The organism is Mucilaginibacter sp. P2_D11 (genome assembly GCF_056404435.1).
Genome location: NZ_JBFUEA010000005.1, coordinates 166476 through 185463, shown reverse-complemented (window position 1 = coordinate 185463; position 18988 = coordinate 166476). Strand labels below are relative to the sequence as shown.

General features: G+C 46.1%; 17 protein-coding genes. 12 read left to right on the top strand and 5 right to left on the bottom strand.

The window, feature by feature from the left end; all coding sequences use genetic code 11:
* Positions 1-69: 69 nt before the first annotated feature.
* The gene (locus tag AC1DXC_RS09375) at positions 70-594 is read right to left on the bottom strand and encodes a hypothetical protein (protein WP_477458889.1); all 525 of its coding nucleotides are present in this window, start codon (positions 592-594) and stop codon (positions 70-72) included.
* 100 nt (positions 595-694) lie between these two features.
* Between AC1DXC_RS09375 and AC1DXC_RS09370 the strand changes: the two genes are divergently transcribed.
* Positions 695-1810, top strand: a complete 1116-nt coding sequence (locus AC1DXC_RS09370) for a trans-sulfuration enzyme family protein (RefSeq protein ID WP_477458888.1) — start codon at positions 695-697, stop codon at positions 1808-1810.
* A 353-nt stretch (positions 1811-2163) separates the two neighbouring features.
* Positions 2164-2625 (top strand): pantetheine-phosphate adenylyltransferase, encoded by a 462-nt coding sequence (gene coaD, locus AC1DXC_RS09365; RefSeq protein WP_477458887.1) that lies wholly within the window; start codon positions 2164-2166, stop codon positions 2623-2625.
* Between the two features lie 74 nt (positions 2626-2699).
* Here the strand turns inward: coaD and AC1DXC_RS09360 are convergent, their stop codons facing one another.
* Complete coding sequence (locus tag AC1DXC_RS09360; RefSeq protein ID WP_477458886.1) at positions 2700-3332, bottom strand: NUDIX hydrolase; 633 nt, start codon at positions 3330-3332, stop codon at positions 2700-2702.
* On the opposite strand from AC1DXC_RS09360, the gene pyrE reads away from it, so the two are divergent.
* The 3 genes from pyrE (at position 3331) to AC1DXC_RS09345 (ending at position 6566) form a co-directional block, all read left to right on the top strand.
* Entirely contained in the window at positions 3331-3972 is a 642-nt protein-coding gene (gene pyrE, locus AC1DXC_RS09355; RefSeq protein WP_477458885.1) for an orotate phosphoribosyltransferase, read from the top strand. The two genes, AC1DXC_RS09360 and pyrE, sit on opposite strands and share 2 nt — an antisense overlap.
* Positions 3973-3982: 10 nt before the next feature.
* Entirely contained in the window at positions 3983-4378 is a 396-nt protein-coding gene (locus AC1DXC_RS09350; protein WP_477458884.1) for an SRPBCC family protein, read from the top strand.
* 565 nt (positions 4379-4943) lie between these two features.
* Positions 4944-6566, top strand: a complete 1623-nt coding sequence (locus AC1DXC_RS09345) for an ABC-F family ATP-binding cassette domain-containing protein (protein ID WP_477458883.1) — start codon at positions 4944-4946, stop codon at positions 6564-6566.
* Between the two features lie 134 nt (positions 6567-6700).
* Here the strand turns inward: AC1DXC_RS09345 and AC1DXC_RS09340 are convergent, their stop codons facing one another.
* A complete protein-coding gene (locus tag AC1DXC_RS09340; RefSeq protein ID WP_477458882.1) occupies positions 6701-7222 on the bottom strand; it encodes a hypothetical protein in 522 nt (173 codons plus the stop codon).
* A gap of 306 nt (positions 7223-7528) precedes the next feature.
* Here AC1DXC_RS09340 and AC1DXC_RS09335 point away from each other — a divergent pair, with 306 nt between their 5' ends.
* The 4 genes from AC1DXC_RS09335 to AC1DXC_RS09320 all read left to right on the top strand — a co-directional run bounded on the left by AC1DXC_RS09335 (position 7529) and on the right by AC1DXC_RS09320 (position 11259).
* A complete protein-coding gene (locus AC1DXC_RS09335; RefSeq protein WP_477458881.1) occupies positions 7529-7726 on the top strand; it encodes a hypothetical protein in 198 nt (65 codons plus the stop codon).
* 58 nt (positions 7727-7784) lie between these two features.
* On the top strand, positions 7785-8306 hold the full coding sequence (locus AC1DXC_RS09330; RefSeq protein WP_477458880.1) for an REP-associated tyrosine transposase: 522 nt from the start codon (positions 7785-7787) through the stop codon (positions 8304-8306).
* A gap of 341 nt (positions 8307-8647) precedes the next feature.
* Complete coding sequence (locus tag AC1DXC_RS09325; protein WP_477458879.1) at positions 8648-10078, top strand: S41 family peptidase; 1431 nt, start codon at positions 8648-8650, stop codon at positions 10076-10078.
* Between the two features lie 365 nt (positions 10079-10443).
* Positions 10444-11259 (top strand): carboxypeptidase-like regulatory domain-containing protein, encoded by an 816-nt coding sequence (locus tag AC1DXC_RS09320; protein ID WP_477458878.1) that lies wholly within the window; start codon positions 10444-10446, stop codon positions 11257-11259.
* A 103-nt stretch (positions 11260-11362) separates the two neighbouring features.
* Here the strand turns inward: AC1DXC_RS09320 and AC1DXC_RS09315 are convergent, their stop codons facing one another.
* Together AC1DXC_RS09315 and AC1DXC_RS09310 are read right to left on the bottom strand one after the other, a co-directional pair.
* A complete protein-coding gene (locus AC1DXC_RS09315) occupies positions 11363-12859 on the bottom strand; it encodes a TonB-dependent receptor (RefSeq protein ID WP_477458877.1) in 1497 nt (498 codons plus the stop codon).
* Positions 12860-13090: 231 nt separating this feature from the next.
* Positions 13091-15109 carry an AAA family ATPase gene (locus AC1DXC_RS09310; RefSeq protein ID WP_477458876.1) on the bottom strand — a complete coding sequence of 673 codons (2019 nt, stop codon included), beginning with the start codon at positions 15107-15109 and terminating at the stop codon, positions 13091-13093.
* 72 nt (positions 15110-15181) lie between these two features.
* Here AC1DXC_RS09310 and AC1DXC_RS09305 point away from each other — a divergent pair, with 72 nt between their 5' ends.
* From AC1DXC_RS09305 to AC1DXC_RS09295, 3 genes are all read left to right on the top strand, one after another.
* Positions 15182-15799, top strand: a complete 618-nt coding sequence (locus AC1DXC_RS09305) for a hypothetical protein (protein ID WP_477458875.1) — start codon at positions 15182-15184, stop codon at positions 15797-15799.
* Between the two features lie 21 nt (positions 15800-15820).
* On the top strand, positions 15821-17713 hold the full coding sequence (locus AC1DXC_RS09300) for an AAA domain-containing protein (RefSeq protein WP_477458874.1): 1893 nt from the start codon (positions 15821-15823) through the stop codon (positions 17711-17713).
* A 431-nt stretch (positions 17714-18144) separates the two neighbouring features.
* A complete protein-coding gene (locus AC1DXC_RS09295) occupies positions 18145-18984 on the top strand; it encodes an oxidoreductase (protein ID WP_477458873.1) in 840 nt (279 codons plus the stop codon).
* The last annotated feature ends 4 nt before the right edge of the window (positions 18985-18988 follow it).

The following is an 18988-nucleotide window of genomic DNA, read 5'->3' as shown; positions in this document are numbered from 1 at the left end:
ATTTTTTACACATGTTTAAACATCTAAAATGACGGTGGGTTTACAAGGGCATTGCGTAGCAGCCCTTCATTATTTTATTTCCTTTACGTACACTTTGATATCCTTCACATGTATCCCGGTGAGGCAATCGTCCTGGCAACCATGTGGTACATAGCCGGCCAGCGAGATAAGGCCATTATTGTTAGCCTGGAAAATAATATCGTTTTCAGCCTTATTCACCTTCAGCCATTCGTTTTTTGCTTTCGTGTACACCTGGTCCAGCGTGAGCCCTTCAAAGCCATCGGTATGGGTATTGAGCGTGCTGCCGCTTTCTGCCCACTTTTTCAGCGTGTCTACCACATTAGGCACCACCGTAGGGCGAATAAAGAAAAAATCCCGGGCTACAAGCTTGCCGTTCTGTATGGTGATTTTAGATTCGGCGTAGGTACCCGTCCACGAGCCGTAATACGTTACGTAACTATAAGAATTGCCTGATGATTTTTTGAACGATAGCCATGCGGAATAGCTATCCTGGTATTCGGGGGCTACGGTTTCTTTTTTGCAGGCAGATAAGCCCAGTGCCACTATAAGAAGGATAAAGGATAGGTGTCTCATTAACTTCATTTTAACAACATTACGCAGCCCATTTCAAATACGTTACAGCAAATACCGAAAATTTCCTTTTATTTTGAGCCAATACATACACCTCTTCGTCATGAAAATAGAAACCATAGCCATACATGCAGGCAACCATACCGATGAATCCTCAAAAGCCGTTGTGCAGCCCATCGTAATGGCTACCACCTTCGAGCGCGCCGAAGACGGGAATTTCCCGGGTGGACATATCTATAGCCGTGCATCCAACCCTAACCGGGCTTCGTTAGAGAACGTATTGGCTCAATTAGAAGGCGGAGAAGAAGCGGCGGCATTTTCATCGGGCAATGCGGCGGGCATGTCGGTTTTTCAATCCCTGCAGCCTGGTAGTCATATCATTGCGCCCGATGATATGTATCATGGGCTACGCAACCAGTTGAAGCAATTGTTTGCCGGCGTTTTGGAATTCGATTTTATCGATGTAAACGATAGCGAAGTGCTGAAGGCGCATATCAAAGCCAACACCAAACTTATATGGCTGGAGACGCCTTCCAACCCGCTTTTAAAGGTAACGGATATTAAGGCAGTAGTGGCCATAGCCGCAGCGCATGATATAAAAGTAGTTTGCGACAATACCTTCGCTACGCCGCTTTGCCAGCAGCCGCTGGCTTTGGGTGCCGATATAGTAATGCACTCCACCACCAAATACTTCGGCGGCCACAGCGATTTGATGGGCGGCGCGCTCATTACCGCAAAAAAAGACGAATGGTGGGAAAAAATACGCGCCGTACAAACCATGGGCGGCGCAGTGCCCTCCCCCATGGATTGCTATTACCTCACCCGCAGCATCAAAACACTGCCTTACCGCGTTCGCGGGCATGTGAAGAATGCGCAGCTACTGGCCGAATACCTGGATAATCACGACAAAGTAGCGCAGGTGTTATACCCCGGCTTGCAATCACACCCCCAATATTCGATTGCCAAAGAGCAGATGACCGGCTTCGGTGCTGTGCTCTCCTTTTTGCTGAAAGATGGCGAAGCTGAGGCCAGGCGCGTAATCAACGCCCTTAAATTGTTCACCCGCGCCACCAGCCTCGGCGGCGTGGAAAGCCTGATAGAGCACCGCGCCTCGGTAGAAGGGCCCGATACCAAAACACCCTTTAATTTATTGCGTGTATCTGTTGGGCTGGAGCATATAGATGATTTGATTGCTGATATGGAGCAGGCGCTGGGATAACGTAGGTGTTCCACTTTTGAAAGTGGAACACCTATTTTAAAATTAGTGCTTATAATGAGCGCTTTAAGCAAAATTAGTGGAACACTTTGGAACATCCCTGTACTTTAAATGGTTTGTGTAACTATCTTATTATGAATAAGTTAATCTAAAACAACTTTGATAAGTGAAACACCTTTTGGCCGAAAGTGAAACACTCTGCGGTCTCGTCCTGAAAGGCGTTTACCTTTTTGATGACTAATCCTGCTGTAGATTTACACTTCCGATATTGACGCCGCCGATAATTTTTATTTAGCTACGGCATTCTGTTTTTTGATTGCTACTTTTGGGTTGAAGCAACGCTAGTATCCATCTTTATGAAAATTGCCCTTTTCCCCGGTTCGTTCGATCCTATTACCAAGGCTCACGTAGATATCGTAAAACGGAGCGTAGGCTTATTCGACAAGCTGTATATCGGCATCGGGGTAAACAGCACCAAGCACGGTTTGCTGAGCGTGGCAAAGCGCGAGGATATGATACGCGCGGTTTTCGCGCACGATGAGCGCATCCATGTGGTGGCCTATGATGGCCTTACGGTGAATTTCTGCAAAAGCATCGGGGCGGATTATATGATACGTGGCATACGTACCGTGAGCGATTTTGAATACGAAAAAGCCATAGCCCAGATGAACCACGCGCTGGAGCCCGAGATAGAGAGCATCTTCATCGTGAGCAAGCCGGGGTACTCGTCTATCAGTTCCAGTATCGTACGCGAGATTATCCGCTATAATGGCGATGTGGCCCAATTTATCCCCAAAGAAGCGCTTGCTTTCCTTTAATTTCCCGAGGAAATCTTAAAATTTCGGAGCTTTTTTAGTAAAACTCCGCTTTATACTTCAATCCCCTTTTCGGCTTATGCCAGTATATCGCGCTCTTCCAGCAAACCGGCTTTCTCCAATACATCCATAATAGATGGAAAAGTATTGCTTACTATAGCAGCCACTTGCTCGCGGTTAAAGAAACGCACGGCGGTTATCCCCTCTTCGGTTTGCGGTACCAGCTTCGCCTTGCCTTTGTGCCTCATCAGGTACCAATGCGTTTTCTTCAGCACTATCACGCCCTTGTAGATGTACATGTGGTAGGTTTTGCAAATCTTATCTTCCAGTTTGGCTACTTTTATCCCGCACTCCTCCTCTACTTCGCGCACAGCAGCTACTTTGGTTTTCTCGCCCTTCTCTATCTTGCCCTTAGGCAGGTCCCATTTCTCGTTGCGGTAAATAAACAAGTGGTTGCCATCTTCGTGCTGCACCAGGCCGCCCGCCGCCTCTACCAACTTAACGGTTTTGGTGATTTTTTTGAGGAAGACCTTCGGGTCGCCGCATAGCACGTAAAAAAAGTTGCCCGGTTGTACGGCCACCCAAGTGTAAATTAATTGCAGATCAAAATGCTCAGCATCAATCTTTTGGTATTTTTCTATTTGCTCAGGCTGCGTGGTGCTGAGCAAAATCGCTTTTTCGTTGATATAAATTCTGTATTTTTGAGCCATGTTTACCAATAATGAGACCGAACAGCAGGTTGCCGAGTTCCTGCTGCAAATTAAAGCAATAAAATTACAACCTAATAATCCTTTTACCTGGGCTTCGGGCTGGAAATCGCCTATTTATTGCGATAACCGCATCACCTTATCATTCCCTACCATCCGCACTTATATCAGGCAGCAGCTATCGTCGGCCATACAAGAGAAATTCGGTGCTGTTGGCTGCATTGCAGGCGTAGCTACCGCCGGCATACCGCAAGGCGCATTAGTTGCACAAGAACTGGGCCTTCCCTTTATCTACGTACGATCAAAAGCCAAGGAACATGGCACCGGCAGCCTCATAGAGGGCGAAATTTCTACCGACAAACGCGTAGTGGTGATAGAAGATTTGATATCTACCGGCAAAAGCAGCTTGCAGGCCGTAGCAGCACTGCGTGATGCAGGCTACAACGTTGCAGGATTGGCCGCTATTTTCAGCTACGGTTTTGATGTGGCCGAAGAGAATTTCAAGGCTGCTAAATGCCCGTACGTAACTTTATCTAATTACACCGCCCTTTTGAAATATGCTGAGGAGAAACAATATATCTCGGCCGGAGATATAGAAGTACTAAAGCAGTGGCGCGAGCAACCGTCAACCTGGGGCCAATAATTATACAGCAATGAGCGTATTCGAAAGTAAAGTATTGGTTAATAAACCGATAAGCGAAGTTTATATTTTCCTGGCGGATATGAATAACCATGGGCAACTGATGCCCGAAAATGTTATTGGCTGGCAAGCCGATAAGGATGTGGCGAGCTTTGAAATACAGAACATTACCAAACTGAGCCTTAAGATAGATAACCGTATAACCAACCGCGAGATAAGGATAGTGCCGGCGGAGAAACCACCCTTCGATATGGAATTGAAATGGGTGCTTGCCGAGCGCGGCAACCAAACTGAAGCCTTGTTTACCATAGATGCCAACCTCAACATGCTGATGAAGATGATGGCATCGGGCCCCTTACAAAAGCTTACAGAAAACGAAACCCAAAGACTAGCTGATATTTTTAGCTAATCTTTGGGCTTGCTTGGGGGCACAAAGTGTATAATATATGCTATTAATATACTTCTCGTTCTTCGGTGTTGCGCAGCGCCATTACAATGTTAACGGCAACTAAACAGATGATTACAGATCCCATAACTTCGACAATAAAGGTTAATTTTTAAAATTCACACACACATACACACAAGTCAAAGGATGTTCCAAAAGGCAGATTAGATGTTAGATGGTTAAAAAAAGCACTGAAATTGGTTAATAATCGGTTAAATATTGGTTAAGTATTCTCAAAAATACACCTTAATAACGTATTGTCAAGTGGTTTAGTTTCATTTGTGTAACTTAATCTACAGCTAAGTTTCGCTTTTTGGGGAATTATTATCCATAGTGTAGAATTGACAATTTCTTAGCAAAAAATACCCCAAATTGATGCTAAATACCCATACTTCTGCCTGAATTTTTATTGAAATAATAAATGTAGATGTAACAGTTCATTTTTTTCATCCATCTTGGCAATTCCCGCCAGTTATTCATGCTAAAAAATTAAGTATTTAACCGTATTTTTGCCGAAATTATAAGTGCAATGATCACGGTATCTAATCTATCCTTACGCTACGGAAAGCGTACTTTGTTCGAAGACGTAAACCTGAAGTTTACGCAAGGCAATTGCTACGGCATTATCGGCGCAAACGGCGCGGGCAAGTCTACCTTCCTGAAAATATTATCTAAAGAGATCGACCCTAGCAGCGGATCGGTAAGCTTTACGCCCGGCGAGCGCATGGCCGTGCTTAGCCAGAACCACTACGCTTTTGACGAGTTCACCGTATTGGAGACCGTGATGATGGGCCATAAGGAGATGTACGCAATAATGAAAGAAAAGGATGCCATTTACCTTAAGGAAGATTTTACCGATGCCGATGGCGAACGCGCCGGCGAATTGGAAAACCTTTTTGCCGAAATGGACGGCTGGAACGCCGAGAGCAATGCCGCTACCCTATTGAGCAACCTGGGTATAAAAGAGCAATTCCACTATCAGTTGGTGAAGGACCTGGATAACACCCAAAAGGTACGCGTGTTATTGGCGCAGGCCCTGTTTGGCAAGCCTGATATTTTGTTGCTGGATGAGCCTACTAACGATTTGGACATCCACACCGTTACCTGGCTGGAAGATTTCCTGGCATCTTACGAGGCTATCGTTTTGGTGGTATCGCACGATAGGCACTTCCTGGATACGGTTTGTACCCATGTGGTGGATATCGACTTCTCGAAGATGACCATATACACCGGTAACTACACCTTCTGGTACGAAAGTAGCCAGCTAGCCTTGAAACAACGTAGCGACCAGAATAAGAAAACCGAGGACCGCGTGAAAGAACTGCAGGAGTTTATCCGCCGCTTTAGCGCCAACGCCTCAAAATCTAAACAAGCTACCAGCCGTAAAAAGGCCCTCGATAAAATCAACCTGGATGAGATACAACCATCTAACCGCAAATACCCGGGAATTATATTCAACAACCTGGGCCGCGAAGCCGGCGACCAAATATTACAGGTAGAGAAACTAAGCAAAAGCCTCAACGGCGATTTGTTATTCTCAAATATAAACCTGCTGGTGAATAAAGGCGATAAAATTGCCATACTATCCAACAACAGCCTGGCAACAACCGCTTTCTACGATATCCTTACCGGCCGCGATAAGGATTATAAAGGCAGCTTTAAATGGGGCGTTACCATCAACCCGGCGGATATCCCTATCGATAACTCCGAATACTTTAAAGGCAAAGATCTGAACCTGATCGACTGGCTGCGCGAGTACTCGCCCGGCGAAAAAGACGATCAATTTATCCGCGGCTTTTTGGGCCGCATGCTGTTCAGCGGCGAAGAGGTGTTGAAGAAAAGCAACGTGTTATCGGGCGGCGAGAAGATGCGCTGCATGTTTAGTCGTATGATGCTGCAACAAGCCAACCTGCTGATGTTTGACGAGCCAACCAACCACCTCGATCTGGAATCCATCACAGCGCTTAATAATGGCCTTAAAGACTTCCGCGGCACCATCTTGTTCACCTCGCGAGATCACGAATTGGTAGAAACCGTAGCCAACCGCATCATCGAGATTACCCCCGGCGGTATCATAGATAAACTGATGACCTACGACGAGTACATCAACAGCGATGTGGTACAAAAACAACGCGAAGAGTTGTACGCGTAAGGCGTAAAGAATTAGCCCCGGCGGCAAAGGAAAGCCTTCCAGTGTATTTGGAAGGCTTTTTTTATGCTTTTTGTCAGCCAATGTTGGCCTCAGCCGTTGTTGGTCTTGTGACCATAGCCGTGTACTTTATGGAATTATTTTAGCGTTTTATCTAAAACCCGACTTAGTTTTACCACTTGTCCAATCGCGAAAAAATCGCCTCCTTTTGTTTCGTCTGGTCGCAATATAAATGCAACATCAGCTTTTATTGCTTTTTCCAAAGCTTCCAATTCCAAGGCCGTTACCAACGTATTTTTCTTTAGGATGAATAAAACCTCGAGGACTTTGCCCGAAGGAGCTACGTAGAGTGTCATTGTTATTATATTTTCGGGCGATAGCTGCTGAAGTCTCGATTCGCTAAAAACCTGTTGAAAAGCGTTTAACAATCCCGATTTATCCGCTCGTTCAACAGACGTGATATTAGTTGGTGCTACCCTGGGTATTTTATGTGTTAAAATATTGCTGCTGTTGCTAACAATCAAATTGTTAAATTGATCTAATTTAATAGCAAATGAAGCCGACTGTGCCTTAATGATCGTATTAGGCTTTAAACGCTGAGCACAACATATAGTAGCAATACATATAAATGCTGCTAAAAGTGAAGCGATTTTTTTCATATTTATCTTAATGAGAACAAACCCGAAGAATTTGCTAAATTAAACATTGAGTTAAGTATTAAATAATTGTTGGACACGGCTTTTTAGCAAAATACCCCTTTGCATTTTCGACCTAAGCTGTTGCATTGCTGGCATCGATTTCAGAGTATAGCACCATAAAGGCGGGAAATAACGGAAGTTTGTTTTAAATTAAGTAATTTAACGGTCTAGCTTAATTTTTTGGCGTCGAGGCGAAGGGCTAATAGCCCATTAAATATGCTATGAAACTGCAATTAAATTAGCGGAAGCATTAAGTACACGCAGATAATGATCAAATTACTTAGAAAAGAGGCTATAGTAATTACCTCCTTTTATAAATTAATGAATCTATCCAAAGAGGATATAACTAAATATATAATTTATGTTAAAGCCGAAAATGGTTTAGAAGATAATATCGAACAGCCTAAACTAAACTATCATGCCCCGCCCGGTTCAAGCGTCCCGCTTGAACCAAAGCAATTGTAAGCGTCCCGCTTACAACAACGCTTTTGCAATGTCAGGAAACATTTGCATATTTATTACCATGCAACGCAACGCCTCAACCGACGAACTTTACTTTGTCACGCTAACCGTAGTAGACTGGATAGACGTGTTTACCCGTCGCTATTACAGCGATTTCATCATCGAAAACCTGGCTTGGTGCCAGCAAAACGCGAACCTCAATATTTACGCCTATGTTATCATGACCAACCATATCCACATGGTGGCCAATGTTACTGATGGCTCATTGGGCGATGTATTGGGGCGCTTTAAAAGCTACACATCAAAAGAACTCTATAAGATGATAACCGCCAACACACAGGAAAGCCGGCGCGAATGGATGCTGAAGGCTTTTGACAAGGCGGGTAAACACAACGCGGTAAATGAAAAACATCAATTTTGGCAAAATGGAAATTATCCGGTTGTACTTTATACACCTGCTGTTATCGAGCAAAAAATCGATTACACTCATGAGAATCCGGTAAGGGCCGGGTTCGTGGGTTCGGCACATGAGTACTGGTACAGTAGCGCGAACCCTGAAAGTCCGCTACAGATTATTTGGTGATGTTGGCAGGGGGCCGGTACGTGGGGTGCGGCACAGGATTAATGATATAGCAGCCGAAAGCTTGTGAAACCCGCTAAAAATCATTTCGTTACGTCAGCGGGACGCTGACATATGTATAGGTTCAAGCGGGACGCTTGAACCGGCGAGTAATTGAAAAATTTGGAGATAAAAAAACGACCTGTTATAAAAAGAAATAATAAGCCTAAAAAGGGTTTTGCAAAATTGACGAAAAATCTTCTTCTATATTGCATAATAAATTAATGTAACCGCCAACATCGGCAAGCCCCGGGGCGTTATGTGCCATTTTAGAGCGACAGTACAGCAACTAACAAGAAAAAATAATGAAAAGACTTTTAACTTTTTTATTCCTCGTTATTGCAAACTTGTCTTTTGGACAAAATTGTAATTGCGACAGCTTACTTTTGCAAACTCAAAAAATTGTAGAAGCCAATTATGCAGGTTGGTTTGACAAAGTAACTACAAGTAATCAAACAGCTTACAATGGGTGGACAGTTAAACATTATTCATTATCAAAAAAAATTAATACTGACAGTTCATGTGCAAAACAAATACAAGAATGGATTACTTTCTTTAAAGACAAGCATTTGCGAATTAAATACAATAAACCAAAAGAATTTTCGGACAACAAAACAGAACCAAAAGACTTTCAAATTCTAACCACTAACTTGACACAAAGTCAAATAAATAATTACTTCTCAAAAGCAAAAAAACTTGACCTAATAGAAGGCATTTATGAAAGTTCAAGCTATAAATTAGGTATTACACAAGTGAAACCCAATTTATTTTATGCAACCATAATTAGCACTAAAAACGAAAATTGGAAAGTAGGAGAAGTTAAATTGGTGATTAAAAAAATAGGAACCAAGTATGAAGGTACATTTTATGAAGGCGATAAATCAGACATTTCTACCCATAAAGTTCAAGTAGTAGATAACATTCTTGATTTTGACATTGTGTTCTATGAAAAAACATTTCCAATAGTTAAAACAAAAAGAGATATTATAGAATATGAAATGTCAAAAGACAGATATGCACCAAGTTTAACTTTTAAAAACGATGTTGCTATTTGGAGATTTCCTTCTTTTGAAAATAATACTTATGAACAAACAGCATATCTTTTGAAAAAATATAAAGATAAGTTAGAAGCAACGCCATATTGGATATTAGATATGAGCAACAACAGTGGTGGCGATTATAGTATTGGGCTTCAATTACTAGAATACATTTACACAAACCCAATTGTATTTTACAATGCAGAAATGCGGTTGACAAAAAGCAATTTTGACATTTGGTATAAGAGTTACATTTCAAATTATTACGAGAGTTTGGATAGTGCTGGAAAAAATAAATTAGATGTGAGGTTTAACAAAATGAAGGCTAATTACGATAAAATGTATAATGAAGATGGCAAACCTACCGACACATTAAAAATGGCAAAAGCAAAACCTTTCCCCAAAAAAATTGCGTTGCTAATAAATGAAAATACTGTTAGTAGTGGTGAATTGTTTACTATGGTAGCAAGACAAAGCAATAAAGTTGTAGTCGTTGGAGCAAATTCAGGTGGAATGATGGACTATGGAAATGTTGTGCATTATAAAACAGCCTGTTCAACATTTCGCCTTCAATTGCCAACCAACAGACAACTTTGGTTAGACACAGGATTTTCAGTAGACAAAGAAGGGATTAGACCTGACATTTATCTTAAGGGAAGTGACTGGACAGAACAAGCAATCAAGATAATTAAGAAATAAAACAGCACACAACAGGCGTTCCTATGTAAAGCAATTTTCCTGAGAGTGTTAAATAAACTGTGTCAAAAGCTAATTAATTACCTTTACCCCGCCGGTTCAAGCGTCTCGCTTGAACCAAAGCAAATGTAAGCGTCCCGCTTACAACAACGCTTTTGCAATGTCAGGAAAAACATATGCATAGAGCCTGGAAAACCTGCTAAAAATCATTTCGTTACGTCAGCGGGACGCTGACATGTGTGTGTGGGTTCAAACGAGACACTTGAACCGGCGACGGGCTCGGGGGATTACCTTCGGGCTTTTGTTTTTTGATGAACGAAATGTATTTTAGTGCGTAACCATTTACTGCAAAAAACAGTCTTGTTAATATGAAAAACCTCTTCTTTACTGCCCTGTTCGCCTTGTTAAGTTTATTTGCCAAAGCACAGACTTTCGACGGCATTGTAAAAGATGCCAAAACCAACCAGAACCTCGAATTTGTTAACGTGGGTATCCTGGGTAAGGCCGAAGGCACCGTTACTGATGCCAACGGCCATTACAGCATATCGCTTACTAACAACGATGCCGACAGCCTGCGCATCTCTATGGTGGGTTATGTGCCCCGCTCCTTCCTGATAGCCGATTTCCGCAAGGAATACGATAGCTATAAAACCATTGCCCTGCAGCCTGCGCTGCGCCAGCTTAACGAGGTGAAGGTGAGCAACCACAAATGGAAACAGGTGGTGCTGGGCAATACCACGCAATCACAATCTACCAACGCTGGTTTCACCAGCAATAAACTGGGCAACGAGATTGGGGCTATCATCAAAATAAAGAAATCGCCCACCTACCTCAAGCAGTTCAACGCCTCTATAGCCAGCGATGTTACCGACTCGGTAATGCTGCGACTGAACTTTTATACCGTGAAGGATGGCCGCCCCGATCAGCCCCTGCAACAGCAAAGCATATTTGTTACCGTACACAAGGGCGACAAGAAGATCACCGTTAACCTGGAGCCTTACTTCATTGTGGTAGAAGATAAATTCTTCGTGAGCCTGGAGTGGATAAAGGACTCCCGTGGACACGGCATCATGTTTTCGGCGAGTTTGTTTGCCAGTGCCGTAATATCGCGCGAAACCAGCCAGGCCGAATGGGAAAAAGAAAGCATGGCGGGCGTTGGCTTCAATGTTTTGGCGGAATATTAAGGGAAACCATCCGAACAAGCTGGTATACGCGGCAATCGCTTACGAAAAGAAATGGCCTACCAGGAAACCCGGTAGGCCATAAAATAAGTTCAAATACGCTCGCTTAAGCCTCGCTGACTGCCTTATCAGCATCCGGCGCTACCTCAGGTTCGGGCAAGGCTGTGGCTACGGGCACCTCGCAATGATACCCGAACAGGCAACGATTTTTGATCATGGCAGCAACCTCGGCAGGTACGTATTCTTCCCATCCGGCAGCCCCTTGCTTAATCAGCTGCAGCACCTTATCGGTTTCTACGTGCAGGTTGCTCTCTTTATAATGCCTGATATCTTCGATCTTGTTATTGGCAATCAGGTAACGGTAAAGATCTATCAGATGTGGTGGCGGGTAAAAGCGCAGGCAGTTCCAAATCACACCATCGCGCAGGGTTGGGTAAATAAACAATTTAACCTTGCGGCTGAACAGTGTGGCAAACGACTCCAAAATACCGCCCGGCAAATCTTTATAATGTTCTTCGGAGAAGATGTACTCCAGGTTGGGGAAGCCCAATACCACGCCCATCTTCAGCTTGGTTATCTTGGATAAGTACGATACCAGTTTATAATATTCGTGGAAGTTGGAGATAAGCACCGTTTGCCCTAACGAGCAAAGGATATCCACCCTATCCAAAAAGTCTTTCTCGTCTATCTCGGCCGAATCGGCGGCGTTGCGCTCTTTCAATGCTTGCAGCGTAAGCTCGGTTACCACAATTACGTTATCCTTATCCACATCCGGCTCCTGCATAAATTGCTTTACGCCGGTGCTCAGCATATCTAAATGGACGTTGATGATGGGGCGGAAACGGCCGCGTATCACAACGATGTGTTTTTTGTACAGCACCTCTGATGGTTGCAGGTTTTTGCCATCCGGCCCAAACACCGCTGCATCAGAAAAACCGAACTTCACCAGGTGCAAACTCATCAGGCGGTTATCTACCTTTGTAAAATCGGGGCCCTCGAAGCGTATCATATCTATCTGGATACGATCCTTAGAAAGGTCGTCCATCAGCGAAAGCAAAAATACGTTGGGGCTATCGTAGTAGTTAAAGCAGGCATATATGAGGTTTACGCCCAAAATGCCTACTGCCTGTTGCTGCAGGTTATTATCGTTATCCAGCAATTTAACGTGTAACACCACATCGTTAAATTCGCCGTTGGGCTGCATCTGGAAACGCACCCCCATCCAGCAATGGCCATCGTTGGTTTTGTGGTAGTTGAGTGCAGAGGCGGTATCGGCAAAAGCAAAAAAGGTGGTCGAGTCGCCGCGCTGTACGGCAAGGCGCTCTATCAGCAGGCCGTATTCGCGCTCCAACATAGATATGAGGCGGTTCTCGGTAACATAGCGTTTGCCTTGCTGCTGTCCGTAGATGGCATCGGAGAATACCATATCGTAGGCCGACATGGTTTTGGCTATAGTGCCCGATGATGCCCCCGCTTTAAAAAAGTTAGCCGCAACATCCTGCCCGGCACCAATTTCGGCAAACGAGCCGTAAATCTTAGGGTCAAGGTTAATGGCAAGTGCTTTTTGTTTGGTTCCGATATCTTTATTGTGGATGCTGCTCATACGCTTTCTGTTTAAGTCTTTCGCAAATGACAGAACACCGCAAAAATACGATTTTTTGCCGTAACAGGCGGGCAGCTTGACGAAATCAAAAAAATATTTACATATTGATGAAAAGTAGGCAAAAAACGGCGAATAAAAAAATGTCGCTTTAAAAGCCTCACCTAATCCTCTCCAAAGGAGAGGACTTTGAGCCCCTCTCCTTTGGAGAGGGGTTGGGGTGAGGCGGCAATCCTAAAACAAACTAACCTGGTCTATCTCCTGTCCCGACTGCTTTTGCTGATAAGCGCGTATCATCACTATAATGTCTGCTCCGTAAATGCTGGCCTTTTGCGGGCCCACCCCTTTTATGCCGCTCAATGCTTTTAGGGTCTGCGGCAGCTTTTCGGCAATGGCGGCTGCGGTTTGTTCAGATAGCAGCATGCTGGGCATTACTTTGTCTGTTGCGGCCCGCTCTTCGCGCCAGGCCAGTATGATCCCTAAAAGTTCCTCGTTGGGTTTCGCGTTCATGGCCCTGAGGTACGATCGCGATTTATCGGCCAACGCAGCTGCCTTTGCGCTCTTCTTTCTATCGAGGAAGCTATCCGTAGTAAAGGCATTCGCCCCAAAATATTCCAGCAGGCTTATTCTCGCCATCATCCACTGTATCAGTTTGTCGGCTTTGGCGGCCTTTTCTATCGAATTACCAATCAGAAAGGGTATTTGTCCGTGCAGGTTTTCGGTAGTTGTTTTTAATTTATCCAAAAAATAAGCGGCAGCTTTTCTTATCCTTTCCTCATCTGCGGTTTCGGGTCGGCGCATAAACTTTTCGGCAACCTCCATAATATCTTTCTCCAGGTTGGGCGCGAGAACGGTAAAGCCTTTAAGTACAGCCTTCATCCCCTGGAAATTAAAAAGCTCGGTAAGCAGGAAAAGCCGGTAACGCTCCTGATCGCGCTTCAGGCTATCGGAATCGGGCTTAATTCTCTCTGCTGCCTCATTGAAACGGGTAACGGATGGGTCGCCGATGATATTACGCGCACTGATGGGGTTGCGCAATACCATGCCCGTTAAGGTACGGCAGCGGCTAAGGGCAACATAAGCCTGCCCGTGCGCAAACGCTTCCGAAACATCGATGATGGCCTTATCGAAACTCAGGCCCTGGCTTTTATGGATGGTGATAGACCATGCCAGTTTCAAGGGTATCTGCGCAAAACTGCCTGCCTCGCTTTCGTTTATCTGTTCCTCCGCTAGCTGGTATTTTACGTTGGTCCATTCTACGGCCTCCACAGCAATTTCGCGGCTTTCGTTGCCGCATTGTACGTAAACGGTGCTGCCATCAATCCGCGCCACATACCCAATCTTGCCGTTGTAAAAAAGCTTTTCGGCCGAGCCATCATTTTTCACGAACATCACCTGCGCCCCTAGCTTCAGCTTCAGGTTGGTTTCGGTTGGGTAAGCATCCTTAGGGAAATCGCCACGTATGGTGGCCGCAAACTCATACAACTGCCCCGGCAATGCCTCCAGAAACTCGGCATTCAGCTGCTGCGCAAGGTTGTTGTGGGTGGTTAGGGTGATGAACGAATCCTCGGCTCCCGGCCTGAAACCCGGCTCGTGGCGGGCATTCAGCAAGGCCAGACTTGCCTCGCTGATGGTTTGGTTGCGCACCTCGTTCAATATATCTACGAACGCCTGCTCCTTTTGGCGGTACACGTGGTCCAATTCAATACGTACGTAGCTGGCCTTTTGCATCACCAGGCTACTGAAGAAATATGGCGTGGTGTAGTAACTGCTTAGTATGCGCCATTCGTCCTCGCGAATGATGGGGCTAAGCTGCGCCAGATCGCCAATGAGCAGCAATTGCACCCCACCGAAGGGTTGCGCCGAGCCCTTTATGGTGCGGAGGATAAGGTCTATCTGGTCCAGCACATCGGGCCGTACCATACTTACTTCATCAATAATCAATAGTTCCAGGCTGCCCAGCAGTTCCCGTTTCTCATCGCTGTAGCTTAGGTCGGGATTCCCGGTAGCAGGGATAAGCGGCCCGAAGGGTATCTGGAACAAAGAGTGTATCGTCATACCCCCGGCATTGATGGCTGCTACCCCTGTTGGTGCGGCGATGGCCATTTTTTTGGTGGATACCTGCCGCAACTGCTGCAAAAAAGTGGTTTTACCGGTGCCGGCTTTCCCCGTTAAAAAAACGATGGTGTTGGTGCTGTCGAGGTAGTCGGTAGCCAGCTGCATGGCCGGGTTGGTATTGCTGATGTTTTGCATGCGGTATGCGGGCAAATATAATACTAAATTATTTAGTATATTGCGCGGTGGAAAAATATTAACAGGCTGATCATGCTGCAAAACCGTGTCGACCCTAAAGGAAACATCATCATAACCAAAGCGCGCGGGGCCTGGCTGGGCAACCGGGGGCAATTGCACAATAGCGGCAAAACCATACTGCGCCCTTTTAAGCATAAGGCCTGGATTATTTGCCTGCTGCAATTCAAAGGCAGGCACCGCGAAGTAATGGCCCCGGGATTGTGGACAGAACTATTCTTCCTAGACGAAGCAACCGCATTCTCCGCCGGGCACCGCCCCTGTTTCGAGTGCCGCCGCGAGGATGCTAACCGATTTAAAACAACCTGGCTGCAGGGCAACCCCGAGTACGGCTTCCCTCCTAAGGTACCCATCGGCAAAATAGATGACGTATTACAGGCCGAACGCATCGGCGCGGATAATTCTAAAGTGACATTTGAAGCGGATATCGACGATTTACCTGATGGCGTTTTCGTAAAGATAGCGGGAGATGCTTTCCTGGTGGCGGGTGAGCGGATTTATAAGTGGTCGCCCGAAGGATATGGCGATGGGCTGCCATTCCCCGCGGAAAAAGAGGTTTGCGTGCTTACGCCACGCTCGGTGGTGAATGCTTTCCGGAACGGATACCGGCCACAGATGGGGATAGAGACATAGTTTGTTTACCTTTGCGCCCCGATGGACTATTTCAAGAACCTGCTGCAATTACTGAAGACCGAACGCGACGAAGACCGTGAAGCTTACCTCAAGCTTACGCAAACCACTTCTATTGCCGACAGGCGCGCGGCAGGCATTGCCTGGTACCCGGTAGCCATCCGAGGCTCGGAACCCAGCCGTGGAGATTACCTTACCGTAGAACTGGAACGCACCACACATAAAGATGTAGCCCATCAGCTGCGCTTCGGTGCGCCTGCAGTATTTTTCTCTAACCACGATGCTGGTGCCGACCGCGTAGAGGGCAACATAGCCTACCAGGGCGGTGACCGCTTGAAAATCACCCTCTTTACCGATGAACTGCCCGACTGGACTCGAGATGGTAAACTTGGCGTACAATTGCTTTTCGATAATAACAGTTACGATGAGATGCAGGATGCCCTTAAACAGGCGCAGGCATCGGCAAACCAACCCGAGGGTAAGCTCATCAGGGTCATAACAGGTGCGGATGAGGCTACTTTTGCGGCCGATGCAGGCAATGTCCCGTCGGCAAAACTTAACGCTTCTCAACAGGCTGCCGTTAGCCAAATACTCGCGGCCAATGAATTGGCCGTGGTACATGGCCCGCCGGGAACGGGTAAAACCACCACCATCGTGCAGGCCATCAAACAGCTTATCCAACAAAACGGAAAGCAGGTTTTGGTAGTGGCTCCCAGTAATACGGCTGTGGATCTATTAAGCGAAAAGCTTGCTGCCGAAGGCTTGAAGGTGCTGCGCATAGGCAACCCCAGCCGGATATCGGATAAACTGACGGACCTCACCCTGGATAGCCAGGCCGGCGCCCACCAATATGCCAAGGATATCAAGCAACTCAAAAAGCAAGCATCCGGTTACAAAAACATGGCCCACCAATATAAACGCAGTTTTGGCAAACGCGAACGCGACCAGCGCAAGGCCCTGTTCGACGAGGCGCACCGCATCATGAAAGATGCGGCCAAGATAGAGCAGTTCATCATCGACGACCTCACAGATAAAGCACAGGTGATTACCGCCACGCTGGTGGGGAGCAACCACCACACCGTGCGCCATAAAAAATACCATACCGTGGTAATTGACGAGGCCGGGCAAGCCCTGGAACCCGCCTGTTGGATCCCTATACTGAAAGCTGAGAAACTCATTATGGCCGGCGACCATTTCCAGCTGCCGCCCACTATTAAATCGGCACAGGCCGCGAAAGATGGACTCAGTACTACCCTATTGGAAAAAGCAGCCATACGCCACCCCGCAGCAGTAACCTTGCTGGAAGAACAATACCGCATGCACGAAACCATTATGGGTTTTTCCTCGGCAGAATTCTATGGCAATAGGCTAAAAGCGAATTCGGCGGTAGCAAGCAAGCTGCTGTTTGCGGGAGACATACCGATGGCCTTTGTCGATACGGCCGGTTGCGGCTTCGATGAAAAAGCCGATGGCACCAGTACGGTTAACCCGGATGAAGCGGCTTTCCTGCTGAGGCACCTGCAAGCGCTGGCAGAGCAATTGATGGCAACCAAAAGCCCTTTTCCCTCTGTAGCGATCATCTCGCCTTATAAGGCGCAGATACAGGTACTGAAAGAACTCTTCCAGGCCTCGCCCCTGCTACCTTTTGCCGACCAGATAAGCATCAACACCATCGATAGCTTCCAGGGACAGGAACGCGATGTGGTGTACATCAGCATGGCCCGCAGCAATACCGAAGGCCAAATAGGCTTTTTGGCCGATACCCGCCGTATGAACGTAGCCATGACCCGCGCCCGCATGAAACTGGTGGTTATTGGTGATAGCGCCACCATTACCCGACTGCCTTTTTATGCCGATATGGTAAAGTATGCCGAGCAATGCGGAGGGTACCAAAGCGCATGGGAACTACCTGCGTAAATGCAAATCCTGTTTATCACGGTATGCCGTTAACAATAACGTATATCAACGAAATATCATCATTAAATACCTTATCGTAAATATTTATTTTATTGATAATGTGGTACTTATGTATTTGGCTTAAAGTTTGGTTTTAGGTTATAAACCAAAACTAAACACCATGGAAATCTTATTTTACATCCTTAGCCGCATTATGCTTGTGGCCTGTCTTTTTGCTTTCGTTTACCTCAGCCTTAGCCCCGAAAGCAACGTATCCGACAATTGGGATAACTGGTAAAACAAGCTTTCGAAATGGCGTTATTTCGCGCACAGGGCAACGATATAACATCGCCGATGATTTCGATAATCTTCACAAATAGCTAATAAACAATATATTATAACATTGGCTCAACCTTTGGAATGTTGCTCGTACATCAAAAACATACATTACAATGAGCAAAAGCAAAACATGGTTCATCACCGGGACCTCGCAAGGCATGGGCCTTGAATTAGTAAAAAAAGTATTAGCCGCAGGCGACAATGTAGTAGCGGCCACTCGCAAAACAGCCACATTGCAAACCTTGGCAGATGCCAACCTAACCCGGTTTTTGCCGGTACAAGTTGATTTAAATGATGAAGGCAGCATAGCAGCCGGTGTAGCTGGCGCCGTCAGCAAGTTCGGCCGGATAGACTGCCTGGTAAACAATGCCGGCTATGGCTTGCTTGGCGGCGTAGAAGAATCGTCTAACGCGGAAGTGCAAGCCAATTTCGATATCAACGTATTTGGCCTATTGAACGTAACACGCGCGGTTTTGCCTTTTATGCGCGAGGCCGGCGAAGGGCATATATTCAATATCTCTTCGGTGTTCGGCTTGATAGCAGGTGCGGGATGGGGCGTTTACTGCGCCACTAAATTTGCGGTAGAGGCGTTATCCGAAGCACTTGCGCAGGAAGTGGAGCCTTTCGGCATCCGTGTCACCATTATCGAACCCGGTTATTTCCGCACAAACTTCCTTAACTCCGGCTCTGTGGTAGTCCCCGAAAAAGCAATCGAAGATTATACGGCAATAGCCGAGATAAAACGGAAACACGCCGAAGAAATCCTCGGCAACCAACCAGGCGACCCGGAGAAAGCGGCCGAGGTGATGATTCAACTATCCCGACTGGCCGAACCGCCGCTACGATTGCTGATGGGCTCGGATGCCTTACAATATGCCAATTACAAAATAAGTATGCTGCAAGCCGGTATAACTGCCAACGAAGCGTTGAGCCGTTCTACAGATTTTGCGTAAGCCT